General features: G+C 42.6%; 19 protein-coding genes and 2 pseudogenes. 17 read left to right on the top strand and 4 right to left on the bottom strand.

The window, feature by feature from the left end; translation table 11 throughout:
- The first annotated feature begins 226 nt into the window (after positions 1-226).
- The 5 genes and pseudogenes from MKY48_RS14025 to MKY48_RS14045 all read left to right on the top strand — a co-directional run.
- Positions 227-1,021 (top strand): class I SAM-dependent methyltransferase, encoded by a 795-nt coding sequence (locus tag MKY48_RS14025; RefSeq protein ID WP_339293230.1) that lies wholly within the window; start codon positions 227-229, stop codon positions 1,019-1,021.
- A gap of 234 nt (positions 1,022-1,255) precedes the next feature.
- Positions 1,256-1,858, top strand: coding sequence for a class I SAM-dependent methyltransferase (locus tag MKY48_RS14030; protein ID WP_339293231.1), 603 nt, complete (start codon positions 1,256-1,258; stop codon positions 1,856-1,858).
- Positions 1,859-2,245: 387 nt separating this feature from the next.
- Positions 2,246-2,590, top strand: a complete 345-nt coding sequence (locus tag MKY48_RS14035) for a GNAT family N-acetyltransferase (RefSeq protein ID WP_339293232.1) — start codon at positions 2,246-2,248, stop codon at positions 2,588-2,590.
- A 262-nt stretch (positions 2,591-2,852) separates the two neighbouring features.
- Positions 2,853-3,224 carry a hypothetical protein gene (locus MKY48_RS14040; protein ID WP_339293233.1) on the top strand — a complete coding sequence of 124 codons (372 nt, stop codon included), beginning with the start codon at positions 2,853-2,855 and terminating at the stop codon, positions 3,222-3,224.
- A gap of 40 nt (positions 3,225-3,264) precedes the next feature.
- A pseudogene (locus MKY48_RS14045) lies at positions 3,265-3,906 on the top strand (transposase); the annotation flags it as partial.
- Between the two features lie 5 nt (positions 3,907-3,911).
- Here the strand turns inward: MKY48_RS14045 and MKY48_RS14050 are convergent.
- A pseudogene (locus MKY48_RS14050) lies at positions 3,912-4,028 on the bottom strand (transposase); the annotation flags it as partial.
- Between the two features lie 153 nt (positions 4,029-4,181).
- Between MKY48_RS14050 and MKY48_RS14055 the strand changes: the two are divergent.
- From MKY48_RS14055 to MKY48_RS14080, 6 genes are all read left to right on the top strand, one after another.
- Complete coding sequence (locus MKY48_RS14055) at positions 4,182-5,306, top strand: GntR family transcriptional regulator (RefSeq protein ID WP_339293234.1); 1,125 nt, start codon at positions 4,182-4,184, stop codon at positions 5,304-5,306.
- 538 nt (positions 5,307-5,844) lie between these two features.
- Positions 5,845-7,017, top strand: a complete 1,173-nt coding sequence (locus MKY48_RS14060) for an ABC transporter substrate-binding protein (protein WP_251035983.1) — start codon at positions 5,845-5,847, stop codon at positions 7,015-7,017.
- A 71-nt stretch (positions 7,018-7,088) separates the two neighbouring features.
- Positions 7,089-8,027 carry a sugar ABC transporter permease gene (locus tag MKY48_RS14065; RefSeq protein WP_339293235.1) on the top strand — a complete coding sequence of 313 codons (939 nt, stop codon included), beginning with the start codon at positions 7,089-7,091 and terminating at the stop codon, positions 8,025-8,027.
- Between the two features lie 17 nt (positions 8,028-8,044).
- Complete coding sequence (locus tag MKY48_RS14070; protein WP_076326400.1) at positions 8,045-8,881, top strand: carbohydrate ABC transporter permease; 837 nt, start codon at positions 8,045-8,047, stop codon at positions 8,879-8,881.
- A gap of 1,117 nt (positions 8,882-9,998) precedes the next feature.
- Entirely contained in the window at positions 9,999-10,451 is a 453-nt protein-coding gene (locus MKY48_RS14075; RefSeq protein WP_213644862.1) for a VOC family protein, read from the top strand.
- Positions 10,452-10,618: 167 nt separating this feature from the next.
- Positions 10,619-11,332, top strand: a complete 714-nt coding sequence (locus MKY48_RS14080) for a metallophosphoesterase family protein (protein ID WP_339293236.1) — start codon at positions 10,619-10,621, stop codon at positions 11,330-11,332.
- 830 nt (positions 11,333-12,162) lie between these two features.
- On the opposite strand, the gene MKY48_RS14085 is transcribed toward MKY48_RS14080, so the two are convergent.
- The 3 genes from MKY48_RS14085 to MKY48_RS14095 all read right to left on the bottom strand — a co-directional run bounded on the left by MKY48_RS14085 (position 12,163) and on the right by MKY48_RS14095 (position 13,904).
- Positions 12,163-12,702, bottom strand: a complete 540-nt coding sequence (locus MKY48_RS14085) for a helix-turn-helix transcriptional regulator (RefSeq protein ID WP_339293237.1) — start codon at positions 12,700-12,702, stop codon at positions 12,163-12,165.
- Positions 12,699-13,541, bottom strand: a complete 843-nt coding sequence (locus tag MKY48_RS14090; protein ID WP_339293238.1) for a sialate O-acetylesterase — start codon at positions 13,539-13,541, stop codon at positions 12,699-12,701. Before MKY48_RS14090 ends, MKY48_RS14085 begins: the two co-directional genes overlap by 4 nt.
- A 75-nt stretch (positions 13,542-13,616) precedes the next feature.
- Positions 13,617-13,904 carry a hypothetical protein gene (locus MKY48_RS14095; protein WP_339293239.1) on the bottom strand — a complete coding sequence of 96 codons (288 nt, stop codon included), beginning with the start codon at positions 13,902-13,904 and terminating at the stop codon, positions 13,617-13,619.
- A gap of 140 nt (positions 13,905-14,044) precedes the next feature.
- Here MKY48_RS14095 and MKY48_RS14100 point away from each other — a divergent pair, with 140 nt between their 5' ends.
- The 6 genes from MKY48_RS14100 (at position 14,045) to MKY48_RS14125 (ending at position 21,612) form a co-directional block, all read left to right on the top strand.
- Positions 14,045-14,491: a helix-hairpin-helix domain-containing protein gene (locus MKY48_RS14100; protein WP_339293240.1), complete on the top strand. Its 447-nt coding sequence runs from the start codon at positions 14,045-14,047 to the stop codon at positions 14,489-14,491.
- A gap of 695 nt (positions 14,492-15,186) precedes the next feature.
- A complete protein-coding gene (locus MKY48_RS14105) occupies positions 15,187-16,716 on the top strand; it encodes a PucR family transcriptional regulator (RefSeq protein ID WP_339293241.1) in 1,530 nt (509 codons plus the stop codon).
- A 130-nt stretch (positions 16,717-16,846) separates the two neighbouring features.
- Complete coding sequence (locus MKY48_RS14110; protein ID WP_339293242.1) at positions 16,847-18,109, top strand: cytosine permease; 1,263 nt, start codon at positions 16,847-16,849, stop codon at positions 18,107-18,109.
- 3 nt (positions 18,110-18,112) lie between these two features.
- A complete protein-coding gene (locus MKY48_RS14115) occupies positions 18,113-19,216 on the top strand; it encodes a DUF917 domain-containing protein (RefSeq protein ID WP_339293243.1) in 1,104 nt (367 codons plus the stop codon).
- Positions 19,209-20,759, top strand: a complete 1,551-nt coding sequence (locus tag MKY48_RS14120) for a hydantoinase/oxoprolinase family protein (protein WP_339293244.1) — start codon at positions 19,209-19,211, stop codon at positions 20,757-20,759. The genes MKY48_RS14115 and MKY48_RS14120 overlap by 8 nt, the downstream gene beginning before the upstream one ends.
- Positions 20,760-21,015: 256 nt before the next feature.
- Entirely contained in the window at positions 21,016-21,612 is a 597-nt protein-coding gene (locus tag MKY48_RS14125; RefSeq protein ID WP_339293245.1) for a hypothetical protein, read from the top strand.
- Positions 21,613-21,917: the final 305 nt, after the last annotated feature.

A 21,917-nucleotide genomic window follows, 5' to 3' on the forward strand; every position in this document is an offset into this window, starting at 1 on the left:
GACTTCAAGAAGGCACTGACATCCTATAACACTGTATCTACACCGCGTCGCTAACGCTCTTTGGTCTGCCAGATGCTTTTTCGAAGAAGTGGAGTCAGGCAGACAACCCTGCACCACCTAACCGCGTTGCGGCCAGTCGCTATCGCTCCTTTAAGGTGGTGAGGGTTCGTAGATACAAGAACGTTATACGAAAGACAGAAGTTATTTATTAATTGGGGGACTATCCATGGAAGAAATTATTCGTTTTTACGATGTTGTTGATGAAGAACTACGTTTTCAAAGAAATTCTAGAAGAATTGAATTTCTAACAAGCATAAGAGCGTTAGAAGAAGTTATTCAAAATTCATCGAGGATGCTTGAATTAGGTGCGGGAACAGGAGCATATTCATTCTTCTACGCAAATAGAGGGCACGTAGTTACAGCACTAGATGTAACACCAAGCAATATAGACAAAATAAATGAGAAAAAATCTGATTATAAGAATATTAGTTTGAAGGCAATTGTCGGAGATGCCACAGATCTAAGCCGATTTGAGTCAGGGTCCTTTAATATAGTTTTATGTTTCGGGCCTTATTATCATGTAATCGACGATGTTGCGAGGCGTAAATTAATTGAAGAGTCATTAAGAGTGTTATCTTCTGGTGGAATATTAGCAATAGCCTATATTAATAAGCATTCAGTAGTTCCAATGCTTGTTAAGAAAATACCTGAATTCATTAATGAAGGCACAATTAGTAAAGTAATAGACATCGGAAATTTAAAGGCAAGAGATCCAGAATCATTCTGGACAGATTCACATTATACAACACCCATAGAAATTGAAGAGTTTATGAACCAATTTGATGTTTCAATAATAGATCATTTAGGGACAGATGGATTAAGTCACACTCTTTGTAATGAGGTAGATGAACTATCTGAACAGAAGTTTGAGATTTATAAAAACTATCATTTTAAGACTTGTAGAGAAAGAAGTATTCTTGGGATTAGCACGCACGGATTAATAATTTGTAGAAAGAATTAAGGATGAAGAGGTATCACAGAATGTCCTTCGCATAACATAGTATCTACGCTGCGGGCTACGCCCGGGTTCGTATGATGAGGTAGGCAGAGAAGTGGATTCAGCTCACAACCCTGCGAGGCTAAGTCCGTCGGACCCGGTCGGATGCGCTCCCTTAAGCCTCTCGGGTTCGTAGAAACAAGAACGTTATTCGACATGGTATAAAGACAAAAAAACTATAAAGGTGGATGAATTTTCATGAAGATTGTAAGTACTCTTGAGCATTATGAATTGCTCATAGATGAGGGGAATGATCCAGTACAAGACCCACCACAATTACAAGCATATATGAACAGATGGGATGGTCCCTCTTTTTTCAATGAACTAAATCCAAAGAAAAGTATGGTACTAGATATTGGAATTGGAACTGGAAGAATAGCAAAAACGGTATTACATGCCGAGTGTCAATTCCTTGTTGGAATAGATATATCACCGAAGACTTTAGAAAGAGCAAGGACTAATCTAAGAACTTATCCTAACCTTGAATTAGTAAATACTGATATAAACCACTTTATTCGTCCTAATACCTTTGATCTAGCTTACAGTGTTTTGACATTTTTACACATAGAGGATAAGGAAAAAGCCTTAAGTAATATTTACATATCTCTAAAGAATAATGGATCATTTGTATTATCAGTTAGTAAAGATAATGAGTGGTTTGAGTGTGATGATAGGATGATAAAGCTTTACCCTATTGGATTAGATGAATATATTCGTCTTTTCAAATCAATTGGTTTTCAAATTGAATCAATTCAGGAAACAGAAAGCAAATATGCAACAATTATTAAAGGGAAGAAGTAAATAAGTATTCCGATGAAGATGCCCACGTCGTTTAACATCGTATCTACGCTGTGTCGCTATCACTCCTTGGTCTGCCCGAGGATTTTCGTGAAAGCTGGATCAAGCAGACAACCATACACCACCTAACCGCGTCGCGGCCAGTTGCTTACGCTCCTTTAAGCAGTGAGGGTTCGTAGATACAACAACGTTATGTTATATCAATGCAAACCTAAAAAAAATGAAAATCGGAGGATTTTATGATAGTTACTCCAAGATGTAAACTAATAAAATTGGCTTCGGGAGATCTCGATGATGTGATACTGATTTACAAAGATCCTCTGGTAAGAAGATACTTAGGAGGAACAACAGACGATGAGTTACTACTTAAGAATAAGTTTTTAAGAGGTATTGAGTAAATCAAAGATGCCAGGAGTTTATTTTTGGTGTGTACGATTAATCAAGGCTGATCAATTTATTGGTTTTGTTTCGTTAGACCGTTATCATGACGTAAAGAACATCGAGTTATCTTATGAATTCCTTCCTCAACATTGGGGTAATGGATATGCTACAGAAGTTGTTAGAAAAATGATTGATTATTCATTCACAGAAATAAATCTACCTAAAATAGTGTCTGAAACTCAAATTGCCAATACTTCTTCGTGCAAGTTGCTAGAGAGGGTTGGCATGAAACTTGAGAACAGACTAATGAGATTTGGAGCAGAGCAGGCTGTATATAGAATTGAAAGAACCTGATAGTAATTCGAAGATGGCACACAATGCATTCACGCTGCGGGGCGGCTACGCCGTCCCTTGGTTGCCAGGAGCTGGGACTGAGGGAGGATTAAGCCGACAACACTGCACTGCCTAACCGCGTCGCGGCCGCCCCTTCGGGGCTTAAGGCAGTGAGGGTTCGTGAATGCGGGAATGTTAGGCGAAATGCCGATGTCAAATAAATAGTATTAATATAAGAACCTGAAAAAAATAGAGAATAATAACTACTGAAGAGGTTAGTGTAATGAAAAACCTAGAGAAATATGTCTGGATAGAAGCAGAACAGTGGGCGGAGGGACTATGGGATACTGAGAATGTAAATACAGATGTAATTGTGGTCTTTTCAAATCGAATGAAGTGGATAGCGAGTTTCTATACATATAAAAACATACAAACAATAAGAGAAAATAACAGGAACACAGGAGAATGTATGAATGGGGCCTATTTATGGTCTAGTGATATGGTATTAATTGATATTGGAAGTAGGGAGAGAATTTACGAAGTAATAAATTACTTAATTGAAGCAGATGAGTTCCAAACCGTTTTTACTAGGTACCCCGATGTTGAAATAGAAGATGATGAATACTATCCTAAAGGATTCTTTGAAAACAACTAGTCTATTAAAATGGAAGTGATAGAAAGGTTGGGGAGAATACATGGAACTCTGGACAAAAGAGCAACTGCGAGCGTTCATTAAGGAGAATAAGCTGGTCACGGCTCAAGATGCACAAAATGCCTTGAAAGAGCTGTTTGCCGAAACACTGCAGGAGATGTTGGAAGCCGAATTAGACAACACGCATTTGGGCAATGAGAAGCATAGGTCAAGGCCAAGATGACACCGAATAGTCGCAATGGCAAAAGCTAGAACCGTGGTCACCGAGTACGGGGAGCAAGAAATCACGGTTCCGCGGAATCGGCTGGGAGAGTTTGAACCGGTCGTTGTCCAGAAGCATCAAAAGAACGTAACCGGCATCGAGGATCAGATTATCGCTTTGTATGCCAAGGGTGTGAGTACCCGCGAGATCCAGGATCATCTGCAGAATCTGTATGGGATCGAAGTGTCACCTAACCTTATCTCCAATATCACCAACAAAATCGTGCCACTCATTAAAGAATGGCAGAATCGGCCACTTCAAGGTGTGTATGCTGTCGTTTATATGGATGCTATTCACTTTAAAGTGAAGCAGGATGGGGCCATTGTGAATAAAGCCGCCTACATGGTCATTGGCATTGATTTGGATGGGAACAAAGATGTGCTGGGCATGTGGATCGGCGAAAACGAATCCAACAAGTTCTACTGTATGCAGAGGTCTGACACCGTAGACTTGGAAAACTCCATGCCACAGAGTTCGTCGTTAATCTGAGTAACTTTGCGAGTGGAGACCCCGTTGATCACCATCTCCATAAGGGAGATGGTTAAGTCCCCATGATAACGAGATCTTTTCTGTTTGATTAAGACAGTGTTATTTCCACATTATTCTCATGAAAGATGATATTATCGATGATTAAGTTTGCGAATTAATTCTCGTGTAATATACTTAGTATATTAATATTATGATGTCAGGGTGGTTTTGTGGAATTGCATTTATACGAGCAGATATATATCTATATTGTACAAGAGATTAAAGAAGGCCGATTAAAAGAAGGAGATCGAGTCTCTTCTGAAAAAGAGTTGGCTGAAAAATTTGGCGTCAGTCGTATTACATCTAAAAAGGCTCTGGAGAAATTGGCGGATTCTGGGGTTATCAAACGAATACAAGGAAAAGGCTCATATGTGGCCGATGGTATAATTGGAGGACAAGAACCTAAGCACCATTCAGAGGTAAGAACGACATTGGTTCCGGAGGATGATAAGCGGTTGATCGGGTTTATTATACCGAATTTTTCTGACGAGTTTGGCTTACAACTTCTTAGATCGATGGAAAAACGGAGTGCTGAGCACAATTATCAACTCATTATCAAGCGAACTTGCGGGGATCGGGATGAGGAAAAACGCGCGATCGACTTATTTATTCGTTTAGGCATCAAAGGATTAATCGTGACCCCCATTCATGGTCAACACTATAATTCGGAGCTGCTTCGTCTTGTTTTGGATCGGTTTCCAATTGTTTTGGTCGATAGATATCTAAAAGGAATTCCGGTTTGTTCGGTTTACACAGACAATAAGAAAGCAGCCATGGATCTTACGCGCCATCTGATTAACAAAGGTCATAAAAAGATTGCCTTTTTATCTCCGCCGGAAGAGAACACTTCAACATTGGAGGAAAGGCTGCTCGGATATACGTTTGCCTTCACCCAAGAAGGAATGAACTTGAACAAAGATTATGTATTGACAAACTTGAAGGGCACCCTTCCCATGAACATAAACGGAACAGCGATTGAAAGTGATAAAGAAACAGTAAAGCATTTTTTGAAACAACACCCTGATGTAAAGGCGTTTGTCGCGTCGGAATTTCTAATAGCTACCATGCTGGCTCAGGTCATCAACTCGATGGGGAAATCTCTGGAGGAATTCGAGATTGTTTGTTTCGACTCCCTGAACGATCACCTGGGTCAACCCATCTTCACTCATATTGAGCAGGATGAGAAGCAGATGGGTGAATTAGCCGTGGATATGCTAATCTCTCAGTTGCATGGAACAGCAGTTCCCGAGCTGAACATCATTGAACATCGTATGATTGTGAAAAATAACGGATAGGATAATAAAACTGCAGTTCAACAAAAGCAAGGATATCGCTTGTTCAATGTGCCGAGAAGTCCCCGGGGGCTTTTCGGCACTTTTTTAAGTTATCAATAAACTTCGAAGCAGTCGATTTATATCGAATTATAGCCATACATCATGAATTTTTATGTCGTAATATTGCAATTGACACATCACATGATGTCATATTAACATACTTAGTATAACCGGTATATTCCTTATAACAAATTCACTTCGTTCCTCATTTTCTGTTTTAATAGTTCATATCACCAATCATGTTAACGCTTACATATATCTAAATTTGACTATGTTTCTATTATGTACATGTAAATGTGAATCAGAAAAATGAAGTGAGTTTTATAGGAATTCAAGGTGAACTAATTAATTTAACTAAGGGGGACTTTGAATGAGGAGATCCAAAAAATTCGCATTTCCAATTCTTGTTTACTTTCTGGCTATGTTATTAATTGTAACCGCTTGCTCCACGAAGGGAGGCTCAAGCGATCAGGTGGGAGAGGGGATTACAACCGTTACGATGTGGCATGGTCTTACCTCAATTGATTTAGATAATATGAATAAAGTCGTGAAGGCATTTGAGGAGAAAAACCCTACCATCAAAATGAAATTGGTTTATACAGAATCCAGTGAGGGATCCGATCAGAAGCTGCTGACTGCAGTCGCAGGCGGCAATCCTCCTGACGTTGCACTTTTCGACCGGTTTAAGGTCGGTACTTGGGCTGCGCAAGGTTCTCTGACTGACCTATCCTCGATGGCAGCAGAATCCGGAATTCGTAAGGAAATGTATTATCCATTTGCTTGGGAGGAGTCCAGTTATCAAGGAAAGCTTTATGCAATGCCGATGGATACGGACTCTCGCCTGCTATTTTACAATAAGGATCATTTCAAAGAAGTAGGGCTGGATCCCAACAAACCACCACAAACAATCGCCGAGCTTGAAGCGGCCGCCGAAAAGTTGACCATCAAGGAAGGTAAACGTTTCAAACGGATCGGGTTCATCCCATGGTATTCGCAAGGCTGGCTGTATACTTGGGGATGGGCGTTTGGAGGAGAATTCCAGGACGCTGCCACCGGCAAAATTACCGCAAATGATCCTAAAGTCGTTGAAGCGCTGCAATGGATGACCGACTTCGGCAAAAAATACAATGTCGAGGATATTGCCGGATTCACAAGCGCAGCTGGCTCGGAGGAAATGGATCCGTTCATTTCCGGTCAAATCAGCATGAAGATAAGTGGAAACTTTACGGTGAAGGGTATCGAAAAATTTAAGCCGGATCTAAATTACGGTGTTGCACCAATACCGACCCCAACAGGTACTAATTTTACGACATGGTCGGGAGGCGGGTCCGCTATTATCCCTAAAGGCGCCAAGAACGTCGCTGCTGCTTGGAAATTCCTCGAATTCTTAGGGAAAGAAGAGGGGCAAACGTTATTAAACGCTGACTCTCAAATTTCCGTGATCGATTCGGTTAACGACAAATATGGTTACAAGGACGATCCGATAATGAAAGAATTTATCAATATTCTACCCAATTCACATAACCGCCCAGTTATTCCTGAAGGACAACTGCTGTGGAATGAGTTAGCTTCCGCAACGGAAAAGGCTACCCGCGGTAACGGTACTCCGAAAGAGAATCTTGATAGAGTAACAGAGACTGTTAATAAGGCTTTAGAGAAATACGATAAATAAGATGCTTGATGGGCGGGGAGAGGATCTCTCTCCTTGCCTATTGTTGATTGACAATTGGAAGGAGGATGTACATGGCGAAACTGGCCGATTCAGTTCATGTAAATGCAATTCCATCGGCAAGGAAACAGCGCGCGCTCCGCAGAACTAACGTGATTGGGTGGCTGTTTGCTTCACCTTGGGCTATAGGACTGCTTTGCTTTTATGCAATTCCGATGCTGATGTCCATCTACTTCAGCTTCACCACGTATAGCATTCTGCAGCCTGGTGAATTTGTCGGAATGAATAATTATAGAGATCTTTTCCATGATCCTTTGTTTTGGAAATCCATATACAACACGATTTATTTTACCGTATTTTTTGTTCCATTAAGTATATTTATTGGTGTGGCACTCGCTATGATGCTGAATATGAAGGTCAAAGGGATGGCTGTATTCAGAACGATCTTTTTCCTACCTACACTTGTGCCACAAGTGGCTTTGGCTGTTCTGTGGATGTGGCTGTTACATCCAAACTTCGGATTGGTAAATGGGATGTTAGCGCATTTCGGTATCGATGGGCCTCCTTGGCTTGGTGGTGAAGCTTGGTCCAAGCCTTCACTCATCTTGATGTCGCTTTGGGGTATTGGGCAAGCCGTCGTCATCTACCTTGCTGGATTAGGAGACATCCCTGATGAGTACTATGAAGCGGCGCAAATCGATGGAGCTAACTGGTTTCAGAAAACGAGAAAGGTAACCCTGCCTTTGCTCACTCCCGTTATTTTCTACAACCTGGTCATGGGAATGATCGGTGCATTCCAACAGTTCACTCTTCCCTATACGTTGACCAAAGGGCAAGGAACTCCTGCAAATTCCATGACTTTTTACGTCATGTATTTATATGAGAACGGATTCAGGTATTTCAAAATGGGTTATGCCTCCGCAATGGCCTGGATCTTATTTATTATAGTTATGGTATTAACCGGAATTATTTTTATTACATCTAAACGCTGGGTTCATTATCAAGGGAAATAAGGAGGAGGAAGTACGGGATGAATCCTATCGCCATCAAAAGAATCAATCGTGCGTTAGCCTATTTATGTCTAATTGTTGCTTCTGCATTTTTCATTATTCCGTTCATTTGGCTGCTTTCAACTTCTCTTAAACCACTCACACAAGTCTTTACATTCCCACCAGAGTGGATTCCGCATCCAATTCTGTGGAGTAATTATTCCCGTGCCGTTGAGTATATCCCTTTCTGGACATATCTGAAAAACACGGCGATTATAACAATCGTTAGTACGCTTGGTGTGATCATATCCTGTCCCTTGGTTGCATATAGTTTTGCCAAGTTAGAGTACCGTGGGAGAGGCATACTTTTCTTTGTTACCCTCGCTGTTATGATGATTCCTGGACAGGTGACGATGATTCCTCTATTCCTGTTGTTTACTAAATTAGGTTGGGTAGGAACATCTCTTCCACTGATTGTACCCCAATTTTTTGGAGTGCCAATTTACATTTTTCTATTGAGACAGTTTTTCATGGGACTGCCTGATGCCCTGCGCGAAGCGGCCCGCTTAGACGGCGCTAGTGAGTTCCGCATATATTTACAGATCATGTTTCCACTAGCCAAATCCGCCGTTTTAGCCGTGGCATTGTTTCAATTTATGGGGAGCTGGACTGATTTCATGGGCCCCTTGCTCTATTTAACCAATGAACCATCTTACACGGTTTCGCTTGGATTGCAGCAATTTCAGAGTCAAAAGGGATCCGAATGGGGTCTATTAATGGCCGTATCCACCTTGATGACATTACCTATTATTGTTTTGTTCTTTTTTCTTCAAAAGACGTTTATTAGCGGCATTACATTTAGCGGTATAAAAGGTTGAACATCATTTGTATGAATTAAGCTCCAGCGATGCGGAACTCTGGGGATGTTAGGACGGACCAAAGGCAGAAATGGGAGGCTGAATTTGATTAAACGTAAGGGTGTGGGGCGTAAGCGGCGCGGGAACATACAGCATTTCCGGAAATACGATTACGCTCAAATTTGTGGACGGCAAAACGGAGCGGTTCGTATTCTTCGTCCAACCCGGAAAAGATGGAAAGCCGATTTCGCAGTATATCCAAATCGGCGACCGCAATTTTTATGTAGATAACGATCGATAGGTCCGTTGGAAAAAAGTTAATAAGCAAAAAGGCAGCGATGTGTAAAGCAGAAGCTGCCTTTTTTGCGTACCAATGCGTTCTGCATAATAATGAGGCTCGCAAGGCAGATGGAACGATAGTTTGTGGATTTGATACAATTGTAAACCTTAATTACGAAAAATAGGTTTTCAATAATGTGACTCAAACTCAAGGAGAATTCCAATCCTGACACTTGCATTACTAAGTATTATTTAATGAAGCCAAGAGGAAGAATTACAAACAATAATAAGGAGATTCAGGAACTCCTCGGCCACTCAAGCCTGAAGACAACCGAGATTTACACACATGTTGGCCTTAAACAGCTCCAACGTATTCAAGCCCTCTGGACCGACTCATGAGAAGCAACCTGCCGGAGATGGAGGATTAGCCCTCTCTTCGTCTAATAATATATATGGGAACATAAAGCGAATTCGTATATTTTCTCCTACGAAGGAAATGGGTGAATTCGTATTAGCTAATCGAAGAAGTCGAGGAAACATCACACGAGAAGAAAAAGGTTCTACTCATCTCGTACAAGAAGGAATCTTGCCAAAAAAAGAACTGATATTTGAGAAGTTCAAAGAGTATTTACTAATGCGATCGGAGCCAGAGTAAGTCTAACGACCCGTTCCCTTTGGTCACTTAAGCCGCTTGAACGTTAGGAATACGAGAACGTTATATGACATACCCGAGAACCCAATTTCACATTTTTCAATACTATGAATTGTTACAAAGCATTTGTTTTAGAATTAAAGAATTATTCCTTGAAAAATATTGAAGATGATCAGATAGTAAATATGTACACGAGGAGATAAAACTATGATAAAAAACAAATTACTAAGAATGGACAATGTCGGCATCGTTGTAGAATCCCTTGATGACGCGATCTCTTTCTTCGAGGAGATTGGCTTGAACCTCGAAGGGCGAGCCACTGTCGAAGGTGAATGGGCTGGTCGCGTAACCGGACTAGGTTCTCAGTGCGTAGAGATTGCTATGATGGTTACCCCAGATGGGCACAGCCGACTTGAACTTTCGAGATTTCTCACCCCGCCTACTATATCAGATCACCGGACTGCTCCTGTTAACTCCCTCGGTTATCTACGCGTTATGTTTACAGTTCAAGACATTGACGAAATGGTATCCAGACTCACTAAGTATGGTGCGCAGCTCGTTGGCGAAGTGGTTCAGTACGAGGACTCGTATCGGCTCTGCTACATTCGAGGAATCGAAGGACTTCTAATCGGTTTGGCGGAACAACTCGGTAACAAATAAGTAGGTGACGGTTTATAAAAGGCATTTACTGAAGGCATATTCAGCCGGACACATCCGCACCACCTAACCGCATCGCGGCCGCCCTTCGGGCTTAAGGTGGTGGGACGTCGTGAATACAATAACGTTATATGAAAGCCCCCAAAACCATTTTAATTACAGGAGATTCTATGAAGCGAACTATAATGATCAGTGATATTCATGGCTGCATAAATCAATTAAATCAATTGTTATCTCAAATCTATTACGATCCGAATAATGATCAACTTATTTTGCTGGGTGATTATGTTGATAAAGGGCCAAACAGTAAAGAGGTAGTTGAAAGAGTTATTGATCTGATGGGGAATCATAATGTAATTGCATTACGTGGAAATCATGACCAACGATTGTTTGATCTAATTTATACCGAAAGTAGTATTGTTAGGTACAAATTCATGGAACACGGTGGCATTCAAACTATACAAAGTTATTGTGATATAAATACTGAAATCAATGAAGAGCAATTGAATAAGGCGATAGAAAATATTAGAACTCATTTTAAGCATCATCTTGATTTTTTAGGTAGCTTGCCTCTATACCATGAAGACAATAACCACATTTATGTTCATGCTGGATTGAATCCAAACTATACGGATTGGAAGACGCAACCTGAACGGGATTTTATGTATATAAAGGACGAATTCATTAGATCAAATTTTGAAATAAACAAGAAGGTTATTTTTGGGCATACCAGGACAATTGATATACATGGAGTACCCGATATATGGTTCGGTGAGGACAAGATAGGAATAGATGGTGGATGCGCATATGGAATGCAATTAAATGGTTTAATCTTTCAAAATGGAATATATACAACGGCACAGGTTAAGAGCTCTTTAGATTAGTACAGGATGCAGGGAACATCACCTAAAATTATATTCACGTATCGGGACGACTCTGTCGTCCCTCGGTCCGGCAGTAGCTTGATGTAATTCGGTGAGGCATTTCCGTAGAAACTGAAATCGTAAGATTGGTTTGTGTACGTTCAGGAACACAGGAGCGTAAAGAGGGGTTACAGTCGAGTTAGTATGTAGTATTCGAGGTCATGTATAAATCAGGTATTCTCAAGAAAGATTATCAGGAAATCATAGAAATTCAATATTGGGATATACATGATGTGATGGTTTCTAATGAAGTAATAGGATTGAATAAAGAAATTATTAAAGCAACATGGGAAACCAGAAATGGTCTATATCGTGGAAATAATAACCAACAACAAATACATTTCTTACAATTACTATCTACCAAACATATAAGGACATATTCTAAAGTAATTCTAAGAAGGCCCAACCATCTTATAACACCGTTTTCCTGCATCACGGCCTACACCGCTCGGTCCGCCCGATGATTTTCGTAGAATTGAATTCAGGCAGATAACCCTGCGAGACTAAGTGGCAAAGCCACCCAGTCGCATACGCTCCTTTAAGTCTCTCGGGTTCAGGAACACAACAACGTTAGGTGAAATAACCGACAGAGAAAGAGAAAAATATCAGTGATCAAATTTTCTAAAATCTTTATCATGTTCATACAAATCTTATCTTGCACATCTTGTAATCAAAATAATAAACAGAATATCTATGAAGAGTGGCTTTTTTAATTAAAATCCCCTTCCCGACGAGTTTACAAGGCAGAATACGTTGCAAAATAAAAAGAAAGTGATTAGCTTTCTTTTTTATTATGCAACAGGTCCCTCTATTTCTGCTTTCAATTGTTCAAACCACTCTAAGTTAACCAGGTGATGGGAACGGGAATTTTCGTTCATTCGACGGTAGTAATTAATTGTGCCGGGAAGTTCTTGTGTGCTGGACAGGTATTCATCAAGGAAAGCGATTCGGGTTTTAGTCTGGTCGATTTGCGATTGGATCAGTTCCAACAATTTGTTTTTGTCGTATTCATCGGCAAAGAGTAGCGCCCCATAAAATTGCAGGTTCACATATTCCGATTTGGTGCCGTATTTGACCATTAATTTTTCGAATTCAGCCATTCCCGATTCGGTGATTTTAAAGTTCCGAGTTTCGCGCCCACTGGCTGAAGGATCCTGCCGAATCTGTTCAATCCAACCTTTTTCTTCAAGTTGCTGCAGATTGTAATAAAACGAGCCTTTCGTGAAGTTTACAATGTAGTTGTAATGGCGTTTTTCCATTAAGGCCAATAGTTCGTAGCCGTGAGCGCCGGGGTTTTGGATGAGCAAGCCAAGGATGAGTAAGGGGATCAAGGCTGCATCACCTTCACCATCTGCGCCTCGAATTCCGCGTACGTGATTTTACCCGAAGCCAAATCCATGCTATGAAGATAAATCTGTTCTGTTTTCGAATAGTCGCGCTCCACTTTTAGTGATTGCTCCTCCCCCGGGATGGGTTCCAGGACATCACACTCTTTCAAAAAAGCATGGAAATAGCGGTAGCCGAATTTGCGTTGCGAAACCGCGTCTAAATGAATGCCATCAGGATTCGCTGTCAAACCTGCTGCTGTTACAAAATAACAATTTTTCTGTTTATTGGCGAAGCGCTGTAATTGCTCATTGACCTGTTGATATTCTGTCGCATGCTGTCCGAAACCGGTCTTCCCAAGGAAATCACCAAGTCCGCCAATGATCAACGGCGCCTCATCAAGATTCAATTCGTTTCTTAGAGTCTCGATGATAAGGGTTAATTTCTCGTAATAAGTTTCATGCAGCGAACGATGACTGTCGCTCTCACCCTGGTGCCAAAGGATTCCGCAGATTTGACTGGACCGCAGGGCGAAGCGGGCTTCGGACAAAGCATGTTGAAAAAGGACGCCTTCCGGATGCCAGTCATCCAAGGAACTGCCACCTTCCGCACAAGGAATCAAACCAATTTCTTCATCGGGATTGGCTTTCGACCAGGTATCGGCAAAAGACGCCGCTAGGCCTACACCGGAAACCGGACGGTCGTAATTAATCGGCTCAGTCATCATCTGCCACTGTCCATTGCGCAGCATTTTTATTTTTTCATTATAGATAGGATCAACATCATGCAAAAATCCACGGCCCGCCATATTCGACTGACCCAACATTAAAAATGACTGTATCATTTAGTCTTCACTCCATTACATCATTATCATGGTCTAATTAGACTAAAAACATTATATAGTCTGATTAGACTATAGTCAATAAAGCAACAAAAGAAATAGTTGATTTAGATCATTGGAATCATCCAACGAAGAAAGTGTTCGAAGATCTGAATAAATGGGAAGTATCTTTTCATGATAATTGGGGGAATCTGGGCGCTGAGTTGTAGGTTTTTCAAGCTGCCCAAGCAAAGGAAGAAGAGCTGAAATATCATCCGGAGAATGAGAGAATGAAAAAGGCTTTTTTACTAGACTACCGTAAGATGAGAAAGCAGCGGCAACACTCTTCCCTTTCGCAATATCGATACTTAGAACAGGTTGATTCATATGACATCCTTAGAACACTAGGACCCAAAACAGATGCTCTCCACAGGTTGGCACGGTGATTCAGGCTCGAAGCCCAACCAGCTAAATTGGGGTATGAACATTGCAAGGGCTAAAACACTTTATACGCCAGGGGTGAGAGAATGAAAAAGAACAAGATTCCAAAGCTTGATTTGACTATCTCTGAGAGAAAAGAGCTGAGGAGAAATAAAATACTCATAAGCGAAATTCATAATATAACACTTAACGAATTGTGTTCTATTCTGAAAGTTCCAGAAAATAGAGCGAAGGAAATTAAGGCATTATCGGAATTTCAAAATGTACCTTCGATCGGACCAAAATTTGCAAAGGATTTATTAATGTTAGGTTATTATTCTTTGGATGAATTAAGAGATAAAAATGGTGCTAGATTATTTGAGGATTTAGAGGAATTATATGGGGAAAAGATTGACCCTTGTGTTGAGGATCAATTTAGATTAATAGTACATTACGCTATTAAAAATAGCAGTGAAAAGCAATGGTGGGATTTTACCGAGGAAAGAAAACATTACAGGGCTAAACATGGATATCCTAAAGATAGAGCAGAATGATTTTTTTGTATAAATGTTAAGTTAAGATAAGTCGCAGAGGCATAAGACATCGCATAACAATTAATTGACGCTTTGGGGCTTACGCCCTTTGATCCTCCCGAGGAATTTTGGAGAAATTGGATCAGGCGGACGATATCCGCACTGACTAACCGCATCGCGGCCAACGGTGCTAAGACTCCCTGTGAAAAAACGCTGATATATAAATTGAACTAAAGAAAGGAAAGCACTTCGCTGTATTCCAGATGGAATCAAGGAGAAGCAAGGTTAAACTTTAGTTCATTTTATATAGTTGGTTATATAAATTCGACTAAGAAGATATATGGAGACTTAGTTTAATGAAGGTTATGATTCAGACGCTACACGACTCGGCCCGGCCTAAGATAAATGCTATCTAAGACCGGGACGCATCGTGAATGCGGGTGCGTTATAAGAAATCCTTAACAGGGGATGAATATTTGTACGAGTCGATTTTTGACTCAGCATCTTAATGGGCCAGGCTGAGTATGCAAAAAATTTCATAGTTGGCAAAGGAACATACTTGGTTGCTTATCATAATGAGGGTTATACTAATATTAATGAAGCCTATCTTAGGCTGCTTCGTTATGCGAGCAGCTTGAATCGAACAAAAAAGTGGTGGTTGAATTGGGGTAACCGTTAAAGATTTACTGCAGCTGCCTTCATTTAGAGGAGCTCAGGTGATCACTGGAACAAGCAGGCTTCATCAGACCGTGTCCTCCTTATCTGTTTTAGAGGTGGCGGATGTCAATTTCTTCTCGCAAATTATTCAAACCGTTCAAGAAGAGTGGTATGCCGAAGAGCTGGTCATTAGCTCTTTTTATTCCATTAAGGACAGTGTGGAGCAGCAATGCAAAACGGTTCAATATTTGCATGACCTTGGTGAAGTGGGATTGATTTTGTACTATGTTGGCATTATCATGCCAGATATAGCCGATGAAGTGCTCGAGCTGGCCGAATCTCTGAATTTTATTATCATTTGCATGCCGAGAAACGATTACTCGCTTAGGTATAACGAAGTCATTTATGAAGTCATGGAGGCAATCGTAAGCAATCAGAATGTGAATGAGCATTTCGTGAATGAATCACTGGAAAAGGTCTCGCTGCTGCCGGAACATTTGCGGAGCGTGGAAATTACCCTTAAACTGCTGTCGGACCGGATGAAAGCGAACATCGTTCTGACAAACAGCAACCTGGATATCATCAATCGTGTCATGTGGCCGCGCAATTCATCGCTCGATGTTGCGAATATAATCCGGTCCATGGCGCCTTCCATTTTGAACGGCAGAATGGGAGAAGGAGAGCTGGATTCGTCTTGCTTTGTTGAATACAAACGTGTTCATCAAAAAAACGGGGAGGTCCTCTACCTGTTTCTCATTAAAGAGAATACGAAGCTGCCTCCGAAGACGATGGACCAAATCAGCGAGGTGGTGCAGGTGGCCATCAATTTGTGGGGAGATAAGCATAACGAGGTCAGCGAATACGCTTTGGTTAAAGCCATCGTGAATGATGAAAGCGAAAAAATGCGCAGATTGGCCAGTTTGCTCTATATTGACGTTTCCGCCATCCAAATGATGTGGCTCGTTTACATTCGGGATTTGTCGGAGGAAAGAAGGATAAGGGAAGACTTAAAAGCGCATCTCTCGCAATATTATAAAACCGCGGTCATTCAAACGATCGATCACTGCGTTGTCGTTTTGCTAGGGAATTGTTCATATAAATACAATGAGTTTGAGATCGCAGCGGAATATATCGAAACCACGAGTCTCATGGCTGACATATCAAGCATCGTATATTCTCCTAGAATGCGGAACACACAGGACGTACGCCGAATGTACCAGCTCGTAAACGGAGTCTCAAAAGAGGTTCACCGTATCTATCATAACCGCAAACTATACACCGCGGCTGAAGTCCGTTCCATGAAACGGGCCATAGACCTCAGCAAACAAGGGGAAGAGATCACTGAAGAATGCTTGTCCGTCATGGAGCCAATTATGGACGACGCAGACGCATTGAAAACCCTGATGACTTTTCTTCTGGATGCGAAGGGGAATATGGATGACTGCAGCAAGCTGTTGTTCGTCCACAAAAATACGGTGAAATATCGCATTAAAAAAATTTGCGAGCTCATAGGATATGATGTGACCATCAATTCGGAATCGTACGATGTTTATACCGCCTGCATGGTCTACCGTCTCATCCATAACTAAAAAGTTCCGATGTTTTGTCCAATAAGACAAAAACATCGGATTTTTTTTTGTTTTCTGAAAAAGACGCTGACCTACTTCATCTTTTACAATAAGAAAACAATATTCGAACGAACAGGATTGGGGGGATCATATGAAAGCCGTTAAAGAGCATCAATCCTGGTTCAGTCTCGGGATCATCTGGGCTGGCGCGGTAATCAGCATCCCGAGTTTGTTGGTAGGGAATGCGCTTATTGCAGGCATGGGACTATCGAAGGCATTGCTTGTCACGTTAGCAGGTTATTCCATTATTGTGCTGCTCATGATTTTGCAGGGTATTCAAAGCACGGATTTAGGAAGGCCGACGGTTCAGGTTGCAGGTCAGGTGTTTGGCAAAAAAGGGTCTCGGGCGATTCTTTCGATCATCCTCGCCATTGCGTGCCTTGGATGGTTCGGAATTCAGGCGAATGTGTGCGGCGCGGCCTTGGCCAATTTGTTAGCCGTAGGTGGAATGAGTGTCCCGGTTCCGCTGGCTTCTCTTATCTGCGGTCTTGTGATGGTGGTCTCGGCGATCTATGGCGTTAAAGTGCTGCGCGTCATCAGCTATATTGCCGTTCCTTTATTGGTGGGAATCAGCATATTTGGTCTTATCGAAGCATTGACCGGTGACTCCCTGCAGATCATTCAGAATTATAAGCCTGAGGGAGCTATGACCTTTACGGATGGGCTGGCGATAACGCTGGGTTCGTTTGCCCTGGGTGCAGTCATCGCGGGAGATTATTCGCAATTTTCAAGAAAACGGTCCGATGTCCTGAAAGCCGCTCTATTCGGGATTGTTCCGGCAGGCTTGCTGATGATCGGTGCAGGAGCTGTCCTGACGATTGCTTACCAAGCCAGCGATATTACAGCAACCTTTTTGAGCATCACGACTCCGTTTGTTGGCGGTGTGGTTCTGATCCTGGCTACGTGGAAGACGAACCTCGTGAACGCTATTTCAGGCGGTTTTGCTTTAATTAACGTGTTCAACGTATCGAAGGAAAAAGAAAAGTGGGCCGTCGGCATCGCGGGAACCATTGGGACCGTATTGGCCGTCGTCGGTATACTGAACTATTTTACTCCGATCATGTCCATCCTGTCGGCCATGATTCCGCCGGTTGCAGGCGTGATGATCGCATCTTACTGGGCTCTTGGCAAAGGGGATAAGAGCCGCTGGTATGAGGTTGAAGGCGTGAATACACTGGGCGTCGTTTCCTGGCTATTGGGCGCGGTTATTGCTAGTACCCCTGTTGTGTTATCCTTGTTCCCAAGCTTGCCGCAGGTACCGAATCAGCCGTTGATCGGGATTGTCATTTCTTTTGTCGTGTATTATGCAGGCTATCGTTTATCGGCTCAGAAGACAGTTATATTGGAGGAATAATGAATGAGATATTTAGATAAAGCAGCTGTTGAAAACATCGCCGTCGGCGCAGCATTTCTGGGAACCGGCGGAGGGGGAGACCCTTACATCGGAAAATTGATGGCTCTCTCGGCCATTGAGAAGTTTGGACCTGTAAAACTATGCTCAGTCGATGAGATTAAGGATGAGGACTTTTTCATTCCGGCCGCGATGATGGGGGCGCCTTCCGTATTAGTGGAGAAATTCCCTAAAGGGGACGAGTTTGTTAAGGTGTTCCAAAAATTAGCGAATTACTTGGGAAAAGATCAGATCGCCGGCACGTTTCCGATGGAAGCAGGAGGCGTCAATTCCATGATTCCCATCGTCGTTGCGGCGCAGCTGGGCTTGCCTCTGATCGACTGTGACGGTATGGGGCGAGCGTTCCCGGAGCTTCAAATGGTGACGTTTAACCTGGACGGCATTCCGGCGACACCAATGGCGATTTCGGATGAAAAAGGGAACATCGGCATCTTTGAGACCATTGATAATAAATGGACGGAACGGCTCGCCAGAGTGGCCACGGTTGAAATGGGCGCAAGTGCTCTGGTAAGCCTGTACCCGGCAACGGGTGCTCAATTAAAGCAAAGCGGCGTTCATCATATTGTGACCCTCTCCGAACAGATTGGAGAAATCATTACATCGAAGAATCGGGATGCGGGCGATAAGCTTCAAGAACTCCTGAACCTTGTGTCCGGCTATGAACTTTTCCAAGGTAAAATCGTGGATGTCATCCGGGAAACCAAGGGCGGATTTAATCTTGGACGAATGCATCTCGAAGGAATCGAAGCGTTTAAAGGCGGAGAGATGAAAGTTCATTTTCAAAATGAAAACCTGGTTGCCGAAAAGAACGGTCAAGTCGCTGCGATCACCCCGGATTTAATCTGTCTGGTCGATTACGAAACCTTGTTGCCAGTGACCACGGAGAGCCTGAAATATGGGAAGCGCGTACGGGTGGTCGGACTGCCTGCACATGAAAAGTGGAGAACGGAAAAAGGGATCCAGACGGCAGGACCAAGATACTTCGGGTATGATTACGATTATGTTCCTATTGAGGATTTGGTGAAAAAGGCGGTGGTTGAGAATGTATAGAATCGGGATCGATGTAGGCGGCACCAATACGGATGCCATCATTTTGGATGAGAATTATCATTTGATTCATGCGGTGAAATCACCAACAAGTCTGGATATTAAAGCGGGTATTGAAACCTCGCTCCGGAATTTACTGCAGGAATCGAAAATTGATAAAACCCAAATAACGCATGCTATGTTAGGTACAACACAGTGCACGAATGCCATTGTTGAGCGCAAAAAGCTGGCCCAAGTCGGCGTCATTCGTCTGGGTTACCCGGCAACGGCTTCCGTTGCTCCGTACACGTCTTGGCCTGAAGATATGGTTCAGAAGCTGTCGGGTAAATATGCTCTCGTTCATGGCGGATATGAATATGACGGCCAAGTGCTTGGAGAAGTCGATGAAGCTGAAATTACAGCCCTTTTAGAGGAGTGGCGGAGCAGTGTCGAGTCCATCGCAGTCATAGGGGTGTTTTCATCCATTAAAAATGATCAGGAGCTCCAGGTTCGCGATCTCATCCATCAAGTGTATGGAGCGGGATTCCCTGTTTCCTGCTCTTCCCTGATCGGTTCTGTCGGTTTAATCGAACGGGAAAATGCGACCATACTCAATGCAGCCTTGTGTAAGGTTATTGAAACGACGACCCAAGGATTTGTGCAGGCGTTAGAAGAAGAAGGCATCACAGACGCAGCGGTGTTTTTATGCCAGAATGACGGTACCTTAATGTCGATAGATTTCGCTAAACAATTTCCGATCCTAACCATTGCATGCGGGCCAACAAACAGCATACGCGGTGCCTCTTATTTGGCGAAGATCAAAGATACGATGGTTCTCGACGTAGGCGGGACGACATCGGACATCGGGGTTTTGCAGGACGGCTTCCCGAGAGAATCCTCAGTTGCGGTCGAGGTTGGCGATATCCGCACGAATTTCCGCATGCCGGATATTATCTCCGTTGGGTTGGGCGGCGGAAGCATTGTGCGCTCGGAGAACGGCAAAATTACGGTTGGCCCCGACAGCGTAGGATACAAGATTGGACAGGAAGCGCTGGTCTTTGGCGGGCATACGCTGACTACAACAGACATTGCCGTTCGGCTGGGTCTCGCGGATGTCGGGGATAAGAGCTTGGTAGCGCATCTGGATGAAGACTTCGCTAAAAATGTGCAAGCTGAAATTGCAACCATCATTGAGCAGGCCATTGATAAAATGAAGACATCGTCGGGAGATGTTGAGCTTGTTTTGGTAGGCGGCGGCAGTGTCGTGATCCCGGACACCATTCGCGGAGTATCCCATATGATCAAGCCTGAGAACGGGGGCGTGGCTAACGCCATTGGCGCGTGTATTGCCCAAATCAGCGGACAATATGAGCAAATTTACATCTATTCTACAGAGCCCCGTGAGGAATCATTAAGAGATGCGCAAGAAAAAGCTGTGAAGCAGGCGGTGCTGGCTGGCGCTGATCCGGCTACGGTGGAACTCGTGGAAGTGGAAGAAACCCCGCTGGCTTATCATCCGGGAAATGCGACGAGACTGAGAGTGAAAGTCGTAGGAAATATGAAGTAGAAGAGAGGCTTCACATGAGTTTATATAACTTGTGTGAGGCTCTTTTTTTATCGGTGAGGTGCAATGGGATGAGCGGAAAAGAGATTTCACTTTTAATTGAACAATATTAATTGGGAAGCTAATATAGTTATGATAAATGTGTTTTTAGTTAATCGTAAGAACCCAAAATGAGACGGTAATCCAGTGCAAGGATTTCCTAAAGAATATAAACAAGCATCGCTAGTATGCGATGGCAATAATAGAAGTATAGCATATCGTGGAAAAGATATATTATTTTTTAGTAAAGGGTATTTCAGAAATTAGCATCACTGGTCAGTCCAGACAGCGGCTACTGATGGTTGAGCTTAACCTTAGAAAGGATGGAAATGAAGTGGTCGTGTACTGGCTAAGTTTATTGTTATTCACCTCACTCGGAAGTTTTATTTTGTGGATTTTCCTCTACAAAATTGTATGGAGAACTTGGAAAACTCGAAAAATAAATCTACGAAAAAAAAGTATCAAAAAGGTTATCAAACGGACGTTTTTCGGAAAGGTTAAACATGTTTTCGGGGTTGGATTATCTTATGTTTTCATGTTTGCTCTATTTATTGGCATACCTATCTTCTGTTTCTATGTTGCAGTTCCGACTTGGTTAGACCTACCTGCTGTGCTTACAGGTAACTATGCCGAAGTGACAGGTCATTTAACTAACAATGTCACTGTTGAAATGTCAGGTAAGTCATGGGGTTACCCATACTATGCTTATATTGATGGAGAATTCTATTATTCTCTAGTACCGCTTGATTCATTTGAGGATCTAACAATTACTGTGAATTATCTACCTCACACGAAAGTAATTGTGGACATACTGTAACTACTCTTAACGATCAGCTGTTTTTGATGAACTCTGGGAGGGAGCAGATAACACCATATCTACACGGCGTTGCTGATGCTCCTTGGTCTACCCGAGGGTTTTCGGGGGGAAGATGACCTCAGGCAGACAATTCTGCGAGGATGGTACAATAGGAAAGACAGTTGAATCTTGGGTGGCTCGATTCTAACACCAAGAGAAAGTAAGAACCCACCCCAAGGTTAGAGCCAGAGGTGGGTTTTTGGTCCTTTTTAACTCAGAAGGGATAACCCTTCCAAGCCAATTGTTGAACTGAGGTTAGCCGCACT

The organism is Paenibacillus sp. FSL W8-0187 (genome assembly GCF_037969755.1).
Classification (GTDB): Bacteria; Bacillota; Bacilli; order Paenibacillales; family Paenibacillaceae; genus Paenibacillus_AQ.

Coding starts and splice junctions, on each gene's coding strand:
- MKY48_RS14025 (WP_339293230.1), top strand. CDS start 227: ATGGAAGAAATTATTCGTTTTTACGATGTTGTTGATGAAGAACTACGT.
- MKY48_RS14030 (WP_339293231.1), top strand. CDS start 1,256: ATGAAGATTGTAAGTACTCTTGAGCATTATGAATTGCTCATAGATGAG.
- MKY48_RS14040 (WP_339293233.1), top strand. CDS start 2,853: ATGAAAAACCTAGAGAAATATGTCTGGATAGAAGCAGAACAGTGGGCG.
- MKY48_RS14060 (WP_251035983.1), top strand. CDS start 5,845: ATGTGGCATGGTCTTACCTCAATTGATTTAGATAATATGAATAAAGTC.
- MKY48_RS14065 (WP_339293235.1), top strand. CDS start 7,089: ATGGCGAAACTGGCCGATTCAGTTCATGTAAATGCAATTCCATCGGCA.
- MKY48_RS14070 (WP_076326400.1), top strand. CDS start 8,045: ATGAATCCTATCGCCATCAAAAGAATCAATCGTGCGTTAGCCTATTTA.
- MKY48_RS14075 (WP_213644862.1), top strand. CDS start 9,999: ATGATAAAAAACAAATTACTAAGAATGGACAATGTCGGCATCGTTGTA.
- MKY48_RS14080 (WP_339293236.1), top strand. CDS start 10,619: ATGAAGCGAACTATAATGATCAGTGATATTCATGGCTGCATAAATCAA.
- MKY48_RS14090 (WP_339293238.1), bottom strand. CDS start 13,541: ATGATACAGTCATTTTTAATGTTGGGTCAGTCGAATATGGCGGGCCGT.
- MKY48_RS14095 (WP_339293239.1), bottom strand. CDS start 13,904: ATGAATCAACCTGTTCTAAGTATCGATATTGCGAAAGGGAAGAGTGTT.
- MKY48_RS14100 (WP_339293240.1), top strand. CDS start 14,045: ATGAAAAAGAACAAGATTCCAAAGCTTGATTTGACTATCTCTGAGAGA.
- MKY48_RS14110 (WP_339293242.1), top strand. CDS start 16,847: ATGAAAGCCGTTAAAGAGCATCAATCCTGGTTCAGTCTCGGGATCATC.
- MKY48_RS14115 (WP_339293243.1), top strand. CDS start 18,113: ATGAGATATTTAGATAAAGCAGCTGTTGAAAACATCGCCGTCGGCGCA.
- MKY48_RS14120 (WP_339293244.1), top strand. CDS start 19,209: ATGTATAGAATCGGGATCGATGTAGGCGGCACCAATACGGATGCCATC.